Annotated in this window: 11 protein-coding genes; 9 read left to right on the top strand and 2 right to left on the bottom strand. The window is 70.0% G+C overall.

Annotated elements, in window-relative coordinates:
* Positions 1-132 precede the first annotated feature (132 nt).
* The 9 genes from OO52_RS34325 (at position 133) to OO52_RS34285 (ending at position 10,245) form a co-directional block, all read left to right on the top strand.
* Positions 133-1,056, top strand: a complete 924-nt coding sequence (locus OO52_RS34325; protein ID WP_051847914.1) for an alpha/beta hydrolase — start codon at positions 133-135, stop codon at positions 1,054-1,056.
* A gap of 208 nt (positions 1,057-1,264) precedes the next feature.
* Positions 1,265-2,014: an IclR family transcriptional regulator gene (locus tag OO52_RS34320; RefSeq protein WP_051847912.1), complete on the top strand. Its 750-nt coding sequence runs from the start codon at positions 1,265-1,267 to the stop codon at positions 2,012-2,014.
* A gap of 160 nt (positions 2,015-2,174) precedes the next feature.
* Complete coding sequence (locus OO52_RS34315) at positions 2,175-2,822, top strand: ABC transporter permease (RefSeq protein ID WP_051847910.1); 648 nt, start codon at positions 2,175-2,177, stop codon at positions 2,820-2,822.
* The gene (locus OO52_RS34310) at positions 2,815-3,819 is read left to right on the top strand and encodes an ABC transporter ATP-binding protein (protein ID WP_030939102.1); all 1,005 of its coding nucleotides are present in this window, start codon (positions 2,815-2,817) and stop codon (positions 3,817-3,819) included. The genes OO52_RS34315 and OO52_RS34310 overlap by 8 nt, the downstream gene beginning before the upstream one ends.
* The gene (locus tag OO52_RS34305) at positions 3,816-4,574 is read left to right on the top strand and encodes an ABC transporter permease (RefSeq protein ID WP_051847907.1); all 759 of its coding nucleotides are present in this window, start codon (positions 3,816-3,818) and stop codon (positions 4,572-4,574) included. Before OO52_RS34310 ends, OO52_RS34305 begins: the two co-directional genes overlap by 4 nt.
* A gap of 54 nt (positions 4,575-4,628) precedes the next feature.
* Entirely contained in the window at positions 4,629-5,579 is a 951-nt protein-coding gene (locus OO52_RS34300) for a glycine betaine ABC transporter substrate-binding protein (protein ID WP_030939093.1), read from the top strand.
* A complete protein-coding gene (locus OO52_RS34295) occupies positions 5,576-6,433 on the top strand; it encodes a carbon-nitrogen hydrolase family protein (protein WP_051854392.1) in 858 nt (285 codons plus the stop codon). The genes OO52_RS34300 and OO52_RS34295 overlap by 4 nt, the downstream gene beginning before the upstream one ends.
* Positions 6,426-7,259, top strand: a complete 834-nt coding sequence (locus OO52_RS34290) for a DUF6282 family protein (RefSeq protein ID WP_051847903.1) — start codon at positions 6,426-6,428, stop codon at positions 7,257-7,259. The genes OO52_RS34295 and OO52_RS34290 overlap by 8 nt, the downstream gene beginning before the upstream one ends.
* A gap of 151 nt (positions 7,260-7,410) precedes the next feature.
* Positions 7,411-10,245 (top strand): FAD-binding and (Fe-S)-binding domain-containing protein, encoded by a 2,835-nt coding sequence (locus tag OO52_RS34285; RefSeq protein WP_234339824.1) that lies wholly within the window; start codon positions 7,411-7,413, stop codon positions 10,243-10,245.
* Positions 10,246-10,656: 411 nt separating this feature from the next.
* On the opposite strand, the gene OO52_RS34280 is transcribed toward OO52_RS34285, so the two are convergent.
* Both OO52_RS34280 and OO52_RS34275 read right to left on the bottom strand, forming a co-directional pair.
* Positions 10,657-11,178 (bottom strand): RidA family protein, encoded by a 522-nt coding sequence (locus OO52_RS34280; RefSeq protein ID WP_234339823.1) that lies wholly within the window; start codon positions 11,176-11,178, stop codon positions 10,657-10,659.
* Positions 11,179-11,507: 329 nt separating this feature from the next.
* A complete protein-coding gene (locus OO52_RS34275; protein ID WP_030939077.1) occupies positions 11,508-12,599 on the bottom strand; it encodes an MBL fold metallo-hydrolase in 1,092 nt (363 codons plus the stop codon).
* Positions 12,600-13,123 lie beyond the last annotated feature (524 nt).

The following is a 13,123-nucleotide window of genomic DNA, read 5'->3' as shown; positions in this document are numbered from 1 at the left end:
CGAAGGTAACGGCCCAAGACCTGTAGCACCTCTCGGGACGCGTACAGGACTTGCCGCCAGCACGATCGGCGAAGGCGCCGGCCCCCGGAGGGCGCCGGGGCGTGGCCAGTCGGACGTACACAAGGAAGCATCGTGATCCAGAAGGAAACCGCGTTTTACAGCGAGGGCAGCCGTCTCAAGGCCACCGCCTACTACCCTGACGACCTCCCGGAAGGAGAGCAGCACCCGGCGCTCGTCATCAACTCGGGCTACCAGGGGTTCAACGAGTTCTACCCGAAGTTGTTCGCTCAGCGGCTGACCGAGCGCGGGTTCGTGTGCCTGGGCTTCGACTACCGGGGCATGGCGGACAGCGAGGGCGAAAAGGGGCGGGTCCTGATCGAGGAGCAGGCCCAGGACGTGCGCAACGCGGTCACGTTCATCCGCTCGTGGGACGACGTCGACTCCCGCCGTGTGGGCCTCATCGGGTGGGGCATGGGCGCTGCCAATGTCATCCTCGCCGCCGAGAAGGGCGGCGACGACGTCGCGGCCGTGGCGTCCCTCAACGGGTTCTACGACGGGGAACGCTGGCTGAAGTCCATCCACACCTACGACGAGTTCCTGAAGATCGTCGACGAGGTGGAGGAGGACCGGGTGCAGCGAGTGCTGCGGGGCGAGTCCAAGCTCGCTGACACCTTCGCCCACTACCCGCTCGACCCGGCCACCGACGACTACGTCCAGAAGGAACTGGCACAGGTCTACGGCTTCGGGCACCCCACCCGGCTGCAGTTCACGGAGTCCATCCTCGACCTGAAGGTGGAGAAAGTGGTGGCGAACCTCGCGCCGACACCCCTGTTCATCGCCCACGGTGAGCGGAACTCGCTGCATCCCTACGACGAGGCCCTGTCCCTGTACGCGTCGGCCGCTTCGCCCAGGACCCTCTACACGATCAACGGGCGGCACAACGACTTCATGTACGGCGACCACCCGGAGTTCCTGCTGCTGTGCGACCGCCTGAAGGAGTTCTTCGACGCCGCCTTCAGTGCCTCCGCCGCTCGGCCCCGGAGCATCTCGGCCTGACAGCGGCCCGGACCGCCCCGGCACGGAACCTGACGGGTCCCGTCCCGGCACCGGAGGCGGCTCGCGGAGGAGCGGTGCAAAAAATGCAACCGCGTGTTGCGTACCTCACGTGCGCACTCTAGTTACTGCATACCGCTACCTAGGATTCGGTATGGCTCTCGAGCAGAAACAGACTCCCCCCGCCTCGCGGAGCGGTGCTTCGCGAGTGATGGCGATCCTGGACGCGCTCGCGTCCGCGGATCCGGCCGCCTTCCCCGACGGCCTGAGCGTGGCCGATGTGGCCAGGGTGCTGGAGCGCGAGAAGTCCGTCGTGTCCCGGCAGCTCAGGAGCCTGCTCGAGACGGGCATGGTCGCCCGGCGTCGTTCGGGGCGGTACGAGCTGAGCTGGCGGCTGTTCGCGCTGGCGGTGCGAGCGGGAGACCAGCGGCTGACCAAACTCGCGGCCCCGTTGCTGCTCAGGCTGACCGAAACGGTCCGGGAACGCACCTACCTGAGCGTGCTCAGCGACGGTGAGGTCCTCACCGTTCTGTCGGAGGGCTCCCGGCGGTCGATCGAGGCCGTGAACTGGGTGGGCCGCACGATCCCCGTGCACCGCAGTTCCAGCGGGATGGCCTTGCTGATGGACTGCGAGGACGAGCACATCATCGAGATCGTCCGACGCGGTGAGAACCGGGTGTCGGAGCGTGAGGCGCGCGAGTTCCTCGTCCAGGTGCACGAGGCCCGGCGGCGGGGATACACGGTCGCGAACCGCGTCTTCGACCCGGAGCTCATGGGCATCGGGGCACCGGTCAGGAATTTCACCGGGCAGGTCAAAGCGGCGGTGAACATCTCCGGCCCCGCGTTCAGGATCGAGCCGCACCTCCAGGCATTCGGAGGGCACCTGCTGTCGACGGTGCGGGCCCTGCAGGCCTCCCTCGGCTCCGACGTGCGCTCCTGCGCCGATCCGAGCGATCCCTGAGGGCCGCCGAAGCGACCCGACAACCATCCGTCCGAGCCACGAAACCGGAGATCACCATGCGACATCTCGCTCCTCCCCGTCCCGAGTCCGGCCCCGCCGGCCCCCGCCAGGCGATCCTGAACACGCTCGCAGGCCGTCCGTCGAGAGGGGCGGCCACGCCGTGAAGCTCATCTCCTACATGGCCGACAACGCGAGCTACCTGGTGTTCCTGGCCGAGCAACACATCGAGCTCGTCCTCGTCAGTGTCGCGATCTCCGCGATCGTCGGAATCGGGCTCGCCCTTGTCACCCAGTCCTCCCCCGGCCTGCGCAGCGCCCTGCTGTCGCTGACGGGGTCCCTGCTCACCATCCCCTCCTTCGCCCTGTTCGCCCTCATGATCCCGCTCCTGGGGCTCGGTGTGGCCCCGACGATCGCCGCCCTTTCCGTGTACGGGGTCTTCCCGATCCTGCGCAATACGGTGACCGGCATCGAAGGGGTCGACCCGGCCGTCGTCGAGGCGGCCCGCGGCCTGGGCATGGGGCCGGGACTGCGGATGCGCGCCGTCGTCCTGCCCCTGGCCTGGCCAGTGATCCTCAACGGGATCCGAACGGCGACGATCATGCTGGTCGCGACGGCCGCCATCGGAGCCGTCGTGCGCGGCCCTGGTCTGGGACAGCTGATCTTCCGGGGGCTGGAGCGGATCGGGGGAGCGAACGCACTGGAGGAGGCTCTCTCCGGAGTGATCGGAGTGGTGCTCGTCGCTCTGGTCCTCGACCTGCTGTTCATCGTGATCGCCAAGATCACCGCTCTGCGAGGATTGAATGTCTGACAGGCCCATCCCGAACCCCGACACCATGATCTTTCTGGACGAGGTGTCCAAGCGATACCCCGGCCAGGAGAAGGCGGCCGTCTCCGAACTCTCCATGGAGATCAGGCGGGGAGAGTTCGTCGTCCTGGTCGGCCCGTCCGGATGCGGGAAGACCACCACCCTGCGGATGATCAACCGCCTCGTCGAGCCGACCCACGGGCGCATCTTCATCGACGGCAAGGACGTCACCCACGCCGACGTGGACGAGCTGCGGCGCGGCATCGGCTACGTCATCCAGCAGATCGGCCTGCTCCCCCATCTGACGATCGCGGACAACATCGCCCTTGTGCCCAGGATGCTCAAGGTGAAGAAGTCCGAGCGCCGTCAGCGAGCGAAGGAGCTGCTGGAGATGGTCGGACTGGATCCGGCCACCTACGCCGACCGGTACCCCCGGCAGCTCTCCGGCGGCCAGCAGCAGAGGGTCGGCGTCGCCCGCGCCCTCGCCGCGGATCCGCCGGTGATGCTGATGGACGAACCGTTCGGCGCCGTGGACCCCATCGCGCGGGAAAAGCTCCAGATGGAGTTCCTGCGGCTCCAGGAACGGATCCGCAAGACGATCGTGATGGTCACCCACGACATCGACGAGGCGCTCCGTCTGGGCGACCGCATCGCGATCTTCGGCCCCGGCTCCCGCCTGGCCCAGTTCGACACGCCCCTGGAGATCCTCAGCAACCCCGCCGACGACTTCGTCCGCGACTTCGTCGGGTCCGGCGCCCCGGTCCGTCGGCTGTCGCTCCTGAAGGTCTCGGATGTCATGGCCTCCGCGCCCTCCGACGCGCCCAGCGCGGCGAACGCCATCGCCATAGACGCCGGTGAAACCGTGCACAGGGCACTCGAGTTGGTTCTGGCCTCACGGGCGGAGGGCGTCGAGGTCAGTGTTCCGGGGGACGGCACCCGCTACCTCGACCTGCAGACCCTGCTCACCGCGGCAGCCCAGCCGGCGAAGGTGCTTTCATGAGCGCCGGGGCCGTCGGGGCAACTTCCGGTTCGGGGACACGCCGCTCCCGCACGTGGGTGCTGCCGCTGGTGGTTCTCGTCCTGCTGGGAGCCCTCTGGATCTACGTCAGTTCCCTCCAGCTGGACTCCATCGAGACTCGCAGCCTTGCTCCGGACGTCGTCCTGACCGCCCTGTGGGAGCACGTGCAGCTCGTCGTCGCCTCGACGCTGCTGACCGTCGCCATCGGTGTCCCCCTCGGCGTGCTGCTGACCAGGCCCGGCATCAGCAGGGCGGGGGTGATCGTGCTCGCGGCGGCCAACGCCAGCCAGGCGGTGCCGTCGATCGGGGTGCTGGTGGTGCTGGCCATGGTCTTCGGCGTCGGCTTCTGGATGGCCGTGGTCGCCCTGGTGCTGTACGCGCTGCTTCCCGTCCTGCGCAACACCATGGTCGGGATCCGTCAGGTCGACCCCGCGCTGATCGACGCCGGCCGGGGCATGGGGATGAACGCCCGGGAGGTGCTGTTCACCATCGAGCTGCCGCTTGCGGTCCCGGTGATGCTGGCAGGCATCCGCGTGGCACTGATCCTCAACGTCGGCGTGGCCACCCTCGCCGCGTTCACCAACGCCGGGGGCCTCGGCTCCGTCATCTCCTCAGGCATCTCCCTCGACAGGACGCCGGTGCTCGTCGTCGGCAGCGCCCTCACGATGGCCCTGGCCCTGACCGTCGACTGGCTGGCCGGCCTCGCTGAACGGGTCCTGCGCCCGCGCGGCATCTGAGACCGCTCCTGTTCCGTCCCACCCAGACCCTCAAGATCACGAAAGGGCTTCAGCATGCGCAGAACCATGATGGCCGCAGCGAGCCTGCTCAGCCTCGCGCTCACCAGCGGCTGTGCTCTCGGCAGCAGCGGCGCAGACGTGGGCAGCGGCCCGGCGCGGAGCGGCCCCCTCAAAGGGGTCACCGTGAACGTCGCGTCGAAGAACTTCACCGAGCAGCTGCTGCTGTGCGAGATCACCGCCCAGCGGCTCGAGTCACAGGGAGCGAGCGTCAAGCGCACCTGCGGCATGAGCGGGACCAACGCCGTGCGTGCGGCGCTGACCAGCGGCGACGTGGACATGTACTGGGAGTACACCGGCACCGGCTGGCTGACCTTGCAGCAGCGCGGGAACATCACCGATCCCCAGGCCCTGTACGAGAAGGTCAGTGCGCTGGACAGGTCCGAGAACGACGTGGTGTGGCTCCCGCCGGCCGCGGCGAACAACACCTACGCCGTCGCGGTGAAGACGTCGGCGGGGAAGAAGCTGGGCGTGGCCACGCTCTCCGACTACGCCGAACTCGCCTCGAAGGATCCGGGCAGCGCGGGCTTCTGCGGCGCCTCGGAGTTCTTCGGGCGCGACGACGGGTGGCCGGGGCTGCAGAAGGCGTACGGTTTCAACCTCCCCAAGAGCGACGCGGCGGAGCTGGCCGAAGGCCCGATCTACAACGCCGTCGTCAAGGGCGATCCGTGCAACTTCGGTGAGGTCTTCGCCACCGACGGCCGGATATCCGCCCTCGGGTTGACCGTCCTGAAGGACGACAAGAAGTTCTTCCCGCCGTACAACCTCTCCCTGAACGTCCGAGGCACGGTCCTGAAGAAGTACCCGAGTATCCAGACGGTGATGGATCCGGTGAGCAAGCTGCTGGTCACCGCCCAACTGCAGAAGCTGAACGCGGAGATCGACGTGGACGGCAAGAGGCCGGAGGAGGTCGCGAGCCAGTGGCTCAGCGCCAACAAGCTGAAGTGACGCAGAGCGTGGAGGAGCCGGCCACGCTTCGCGTAGGGCTCCTCCAGACCGCGCCCGTCTTCGGCGCGGTCGAAGAGAACCTCGCCCGCATCGCCGAACTGCGCGACAGAGTCGGCCCGGTCGACCTGGCCGTCACCCCGGAACTCTCGGTCACCGGCTACGGGTTCGCGTCCCCCACCGAGACGGACCTCTTCACCAGCGACGATCCGCGGCTGGCTGCCCTGGTGTCCGCGGGCGTCGCCGTGGGCTTCGCCGAGAAGAACCCTTCCGGGCTGCCCTGGAACAGCTACCTGCTGGCCGACCCGCGGACCGGGACCCGGCACCTGCAGCGCAAGCTCCAGCCCGTGTCCTACGCACCGTGGAACGAGCACCTCTCGTTCCAGCCGGGCGCGGAGCTACGGACCGCAGGCTTCGGCGCGGCCAGGATCGCCACGGCCATCTGCAACGACATGTGGCATCCGGTCATCCCGTGGCTGGCGGCCCAGGGCGGCGCCGAAGTCCTGATCGTGCCCGTGGCCAGCGTGGAAGGCTCCGACCCGGACAGGATCCGCCGCACATGGGAGGTGATCCTGGAGCACGCCGCGGTGCTGCTGCAGTGCTACGTCGTGTTCGCCAACCGCTGCGGCACCGACGGCGGGGCCCGGTTCTGGGGCGGCTCACGCGTTCTGGGCCCGGACGGCAGCGTCCTCGTCTCCCTCGGGGACGAGCCGGGTGCCGCTGTCGCCGAGCTGGACATGACAGCCCTGCGCCGGCTTCGGGCAGAGGTCCCCCTGCTCGCGGAGTCCCGCACCGAGTTCCTCGCCGGAGCTTTCGCGACCAACCTTGGCTCCGAGAGGGAGCAGCTCCGTGTTTGACGTTCATGTCCATGCCGCTCCCGACGTCCTCGACCGCATCGGGTTCGACGACCAGATCGGGGCCGGCTACGCGGCGGCCGGCTACAGCGGCTTCGTGCTGAAGGCCCACCACGAATCCACCGTGGGCCGGGCCAGCGCCCTCAGCCGCTCCTCCGGACTGGAGGTGGTGGGAGGGATCACCCTCAACCGTGCCGTCGGCGGGATCAACCCGGCGGCCGTCCTCTCGGCTCTGTCCACGGGCGGCCGGGTCGTGTGGTTCCCCACGGCGGACGCCCACACCCAGGAAGCCGCTCGACTGCCACGGCTGGGGGACCTGGACGAGCGTCTGGACCGCTCGGTGCTGTGCGTCCCGCCGGTCCTTCCCGCGGACGACTCCGCGGTCAAGGACATCTCCCTCGTGCTCGACCTGATCGCCGAGCACGACGCGGTGTTGTGCACGGGTCACGTCAGCGGCGAGGAATGCAGATGGCTGCTGGATCAGGCCCGGGCCCGGGGCATCGGAAGGTTCCTGCTCACCCACCCCTCCTACACCGTCCCCGGCATGCGGGTGCGGGAGATCGCCGAACTCGCCGAGCGCGGGGCCCACGTCGAGATCACCGCCTACCAGCTCTTCCACCAGCCCGGGATGACAGCTGCCCGGCTGGCTGCCGTCGCCCTGGCGGCAGGACCACGTCTGGTCCTTGCCTCCGACGCGGGACAGCCCGACAGCCCCGAACCTCCCGCCGCCCTCGAACAGCTCGTCTCCGCGCTCGCCGCCGAGGGACTGGACCCCGGATGGCTCCGCGACGCGGGCGGCGACACCCCTCGGCACCTCGTCCTCCCATGACGGCCATCAAGGGAAGCGGTCAACGCGCGGGACGCGGATCGCTTCCTTCGCCCGCGCGAGCCCTTGCGGACGCGACTGGGCCGCGCACGAATCCACGTCCACCCCGGCAGGCCCGACGGCCCCTCAGGAGCAGCACCCGATGGAAGCGACCATGGCAGACGATGCGAAGCCCCGCACCGAGGCGTTCCTCGACGCCCTGCGTGGACAACTCGGCGACCTCGTCGACGGCTCCTCCCTGACCAGGGCGCTGTACGCGACCGATGCCTCCAACTACCGGATCGTCCCGGAGGCTGTGCTCACGCCCAAGTCCAAGGACGATGTGATCACCGCGGTCGACCTCGCCCGTGCCCATGGAGTGCCGGTCACCGTCCGGGGAGGAGGCACCTCCTGCGCCGGCAACGCCGTGGGCCCCGGCCTCGTGATCGACTTCTCCCGCTTCATGAACCGTGTCCTGTCCGTCGACCCCGATTCCTCCACGGCGGTCGTGGAACCCGGGGTCGTCCTGAACACCCTCCAGACCGCCGCCCTGCCGTACGGGCTTCGCTTCGGTCCCGATCCCTCCACCGCCACCCGCTGCACCATCGGCGGGATGATCGGCAACAACGCGTGCGGTCCACACGGCCTGTCCTACGGGCGTACGGCCGACAACGTGGTGTCCCTGACCTGGCTGACCGGCCGCGGCGACGTCATCACGGCCGGTAGGGGGTCCGAGGGTCTCGCCGCGGTGCCCGGTCTGGACTCCTTCGTCAGGCAGAACCTGGCCGTCCTGCGCACCGAGTTCGGACGCTTCGGACGGCAGATCTCCGGCTACTCGTTGGAGCACCTGCTCCCGGAGAACGGACACAACCTGGCGGCCGCCCTGACCGGCACCGAAGGCAGCTGCGGAATCCTCCTCGAAGCCACGGTCACACTCGTGCCCCGGGCACCAGCGTCGGCGCTGGCCGTCCTCGGCTACCGCGACATGGCCACCGCCGCGGACGACGTGCCGAATCTGCTCCCCTTCCGCCCGCTCGCCCTGGAAGGCCTGGACGCGCAGCTCATCGAAGTCGTCCGCCGGGCACACGGTGCTGCCGGCGTCCCCACCCTGCCCGCCGGTGGCGGATGGCTGATCGCCGAGGTCGGCGGTGCCGGCCCGGAGGAGGCGGTGGGGGCCGCACGCGAACTGGTCGCCGCCGCCGGCTCGGCCGACACCCTGGTCCTGCCCGCGGGGCCCGAGGCGACCAGGCTCTGGCAGATCCGCGCCGACGGTGCCGGCCTGGCCGGACGCACCGCCGACGGCAAGCAGGCCTGGCCGGGCTGGGAGGACTCCGCCGTCCCCCCGGAACGCCTCGGCGACTACCTGCGCGGACTCCAAGCCCTGATGGCCGACGAGAACGTCTCCGGGCTGGCCTACGGCCACTTCGGCGACGGTTGCGTCCACGTCCGTCTCGACTTCCCCCTCGACGGCGACGGCGCCCTCATGCGCAGGTTCCTCGAACGCGCCGCGGCGCTGGCCGCCGAGCACGGTGGCTCCCTCTCCGGCGAGCACGGGGACGGACGCGCGCGCTCCGAGTTGCTGCCCGTCATGTACAGCCCCGAAGCCCTGCGCGCCATGGAGACCTTCAAGGCGCTCCTGGACCCCGAAGACGTCATGAACCCGGGGGTCGTCGTCCGCCCGGCACCGCTGGACGCCGACCTTCGCCGCCCCCAGGCCCGGCGCCTGCGCGCCACCGACGGCTTCGCCTTCGCGCACGACGGCGGAGACATCACCGATGCCGTCCACCGGTGCGTCGGGGTTGGCAAATGCCGGGCCGACAGCCGCGGACAGGGCGGCTTCATGTGCCCCTCGTACACCGCCACCCGCGACGAGAAGGACTCCACCCGGGGCCGCGCGCGGATCCTCCAGGAGATGCTCAACGGCGGCGTGGTCTCCGACGGCTGGAGTTCCCACGAGGTCCACGACGCTCTCGACCTGTGCCTGAGCTGCAAGGCCTGCGCGAACGACTGCCCCACCGGCATCGACATGGCGATGTTCAAGTCCGAAACGCTGCACCAGACGTACAAGGGGCGCCTGCGTCCGCTCAGCCACTACACGCTCGGCCGGCTCCCGCAGTGGCTCAGACTCGCCGCGCCGCTGGCCCCGCTCGTCAACCTCGCCGGCCGGGTCCCGCTGCTGCGCAGAGCCATGACGGCGGTGATGGGAGCCGACCCTCGGCGTTCGCTGCCGACGCTGCCCCGAAAGCCGTTCCGCCGGAGCAATCCGCCGACGAGGTCCGCGAAGGAGGCCGGGGCCAAGGTCGTGCTCTGGGTCGACTCCTTCTCGGACGCCATCGATCCGGACATCCCGCGGGACGCCCTCGACGTCCTCTTCGCCGCCGGCTGTGACGTCGAGATCGCCGGCCCAGGGGCCTGCTGCGGTCTGACCCTCGTCTCCACCGGCCAGCTCACCGCCGCCAAAGCCCGACTGCGCAAGACCCTCGACGTTCTGCTCCCGCACGTCAGGGACGGAAGGACGGTCGTCGGCATCGAACCCAGCTGCATCGCCACGCTCCGCTCGGACCTCGTGGAACTCCTCCCCGACGACCCCCGCGCCGTCGAACTCGCCCACTCGGTCAAGACCATGGCCGAGTTCGTCACCTCCATCGGCTGGACGCCGCCGCGAGCAGCCGAGAAACTCCTCGTCCAGCCCCACTGCCACCACTACTCGGTCATGGGTTACGACGCGGATCAGGCGCTCCTGGAGGCCATGGGCTGTGACGTCGAGATCTCCGCCGGATGCTGCGGCCTCGCCGGGAACTTCGGCATGGAGAAGGGCCACTACGAGATCTCCGAGAAGATCGCACGAGAGGGCATCCTCGCCAAGGCATCCGCCAGTCCCGACCGCCGGATCCTCGCCGACGGGTTCTCCTGCCGCACTCAGGTCAGCGACCTGGCCGGCCTCGACAGCCGCCACCTCGTGCAGATCATCGCCGAAGCCCTCCGGGGCTCATCGCCCACACGAAGGTGAGCGCGGTGAGTGGCGCCGGGGCGCTGACAGAGGCCGAAACCGTGGCAGCTGCCGCACGGCGGGCTTGATGCTGGAGCGGACGTGCCAGCTCCGCCCGTGGGCCGACTGGTGAATCGACACGGACCCGGGCGGGACCGCCGTAGTGGGTGGCGACCCCTTGGCGGTCATCGCCGTTCGTTGCGACGGGAGGTTGCCGCAGGCGCTGCCGGCCGCCACGGGGACGGCGACCGGCAGCGCCTGCGGGCCGGCGACGGTCACACGCCGGCCGCGGTCGTCAGGCCGTCAGGTCCCGGACGACCACGTTCATCGGCCCGATCGGGGCCCTTGGGTGCCATCGCGCCCGTCCCCGACGCTGCCACCCGCGCCCCGGCCGGACCTCGTGTCCAGGGCGGTCCGGCTCGTCCGGGACGGCTATGCCTTCACGTCGAGGCGGGCGACAGCGCCGATCTCGACCAGTTGGTCCGGCAGCGCGAGATCGGAGACACCCATCACCGTGCTGGTGGGGCGGTGCCGGCCGAAGTACTCCGCGTGGAGGCGCGCGGTGACATCGAAGTTGTCCCGCAGATTCCTGCCCAGCACCGTCGTCTCGACAATCTGGTCGCGCCGGGCCCCGAAGTGCCGCAGCACCACGTCGAGGTTGCCCAGTGCGGTCCTCACCTGGAGCTCGAAGTCGTCCACGCCGACGAAGTTGCCGTCCTGGTCGTGGGACAGCTGTCCGGAGACGTACAGCGTGTCACCGACCCGCATCGCCTGGCTGTAGCCGTACAGGGATTCCCACGGCATACCGAAGCCGAACGCCTCCGCCCGGGCAGTCCCGGCGGCACCCTCGCCGGCGGCCTGGGCCTCCTGGGCGCCCAGTACCCAGCCGACCGGTGCGGCGGCTCCTGCGGCAGCGGCCGCTTTGGCTACGGATCTACGGGAGACGAGGGACATGGCTTTTCCTTTCGTTGCCTGTGCGCCGGCTCCGTCGAACCTTTCAGGCCTCGTTCCGACGGGGCATCGGTCATCTTGCTTAGAGGTGTTTCCTATTCGGCTCTGCGCGCCCGCGTCGGTGACGTCCGTGACGCGGGCGAGGTGGTGTCAGTTGAAGCCGACGATCGTCTCCTAGCCGTTCGGGTAAGCGGCGTAGGCGGTCGACGGGCGGTCGGTGGCCATGCCGTTCCAGCGGGTGGGGACGCGGGTGGGGACGCGGGGCGCAGGGCGGGACGTCGTGGTCCCGCCCTGCGCCCCGCGTCCGCGAAGTGGCGCCGCTCGGTGCCGGGTTACGGACGGATGCCGAAGGGGCCGAGGAGCCCGCCGTCTATTCTCTGGGATTCCAGCAGCGCGTAGGCGTTGTCGACCGTGAAGACGTCGGCGGCGGCCAGGGTGCCCATGTACTTGGCGGTCACCTGGTCGGCGGCCCGGCGGGCGACGGCGTCGAGGTAGGTCTTGAAGATGGCCCACGCGTTGCCGCTCGGCCCGTACTTCTCGAAGTAGGGGGCGGGGTCCACCGTCGCCGAGGCGTCGCGGACGGCTTCGTCGAGGTCGGCCATGTACTGCATCTGGAGCCGGCCGTCGGCCCGGACGCCGAGGCGCCCGAGGTGACCGCCGACCAGGGTCTGCCAGGGGTAGTCCATCGCCACCTGGTGTGCCTTGACCCAGGCGGGGATGTCCTGGGAGACGGCGAGGTTCTTGAACGGCACCCAGCCCGGGTAGAGGACATCGACGACCATGAGGGTCTGCTGCGCGGGGGCGTGGATGAAGATGTTGTCGGGCGAGTGGTTGGGACCGTGGTAGGCGAGTTCCAGCCGCTCACCGCCCACCTTCAGGACGTAGCGGTCCTCGAACGTCTCCGTCGGGACCGGCCGGTTCGGGTCCTTGTCGAGGCGGAGCAGACGGCGGGTCTCGGTGTGCCCGATGCGCACCACGTCGTTGCCGAAGATGACCGAGGCGCCGATGTGGTCGGCGTGGGAGTGCGAGTAGACGAGGTGGGTGACCTTGCCGGGCATGCCGTTGGCCCTGGTCACTTCCTCGATGGCGCGCAGGAGGTTGTGCCCGATCGTGGGCGGCGCGTCGACGAGCACGACGCCTTCCACGGTGGTGAGGAACATGGCCTGGTAGTAGGTGTCGGTCACCCAGTAGAGATTGCCCTGGATCCGGCCGACGTAGTAGCCGTCCGCGTTCGGCACCGGGCCGGCCGAGGCGGCGGGCACGGGCGCGAAGTCCGGCAGCGTGTCCGACTCGGCCGCGCGGGCGGAGTCCGCCCACGGTCCGCCCAGCAGCGCCGTCGCCGCGGGCATGGCGGCGGCGACGGCCGCCGTCCGCAGGAGGGCCCGGCGCCTGGGAGCGTCGGCGTTCATGGGTTCGGTCGTCATGACTGTCCAGCCTTTCTGGGGTGGGATGCTGCGCCATCTGCCGCGTACGGGCCGCGCCCGGGTCGCGTCGACGGCCGGGGGGCGGGGTGCGGTGTGGTGGGCGATGCGGGTCGCGGCGGCCCCCGACCGCCGGAGAGCACCCCGGTGGTCGGAAGCCGGCTACCGCCTTCGGCTGACGGGCGGTCAGTCTGGTGAGGACGCGGCGGGAGAGCATCGGTCGCGCGACTGTGGCCTTCCCCGGGCATGCGACCGGGTACTCGCCGGCCGTCGGCGCCCGGTATCCGTCCGAGCACGATGTCCATACGGCATCCGACTGCGCGCCGTGGTGCGGGACGGCGGTCCCCGGGCGTGCCGCCGGGGTGTGCAAGGCTGACGTCCCGGTGACTGTTCAGCCTTCGTCTCCGCAGCCGGGCGGCGAAGTTCGGGCCTCACCGGCTCTGGCGAACGGCCGCTGGGCGCATGACTGCCGGCCCGTCCGCGGGGACGGTCACGGTCATGGACCGTGCCGGACGAACCGGGGTCGC

It is taken from the genome of Streptomyces flaveolus (assembly GCF_000716535.1).
GTDB classification, from domain to species: Bacteria; Actinomycetota; Actinomycetes; order Streptomycetales; family Streptomycetaceae; genus Streptomyces; species Streptomyces flaveolus_A.
The sequence above is the reverse complement of the archived record's forward strand: the minus strand, read 5'-3'. Positions and strand labels throughout refer to the sequence as shown.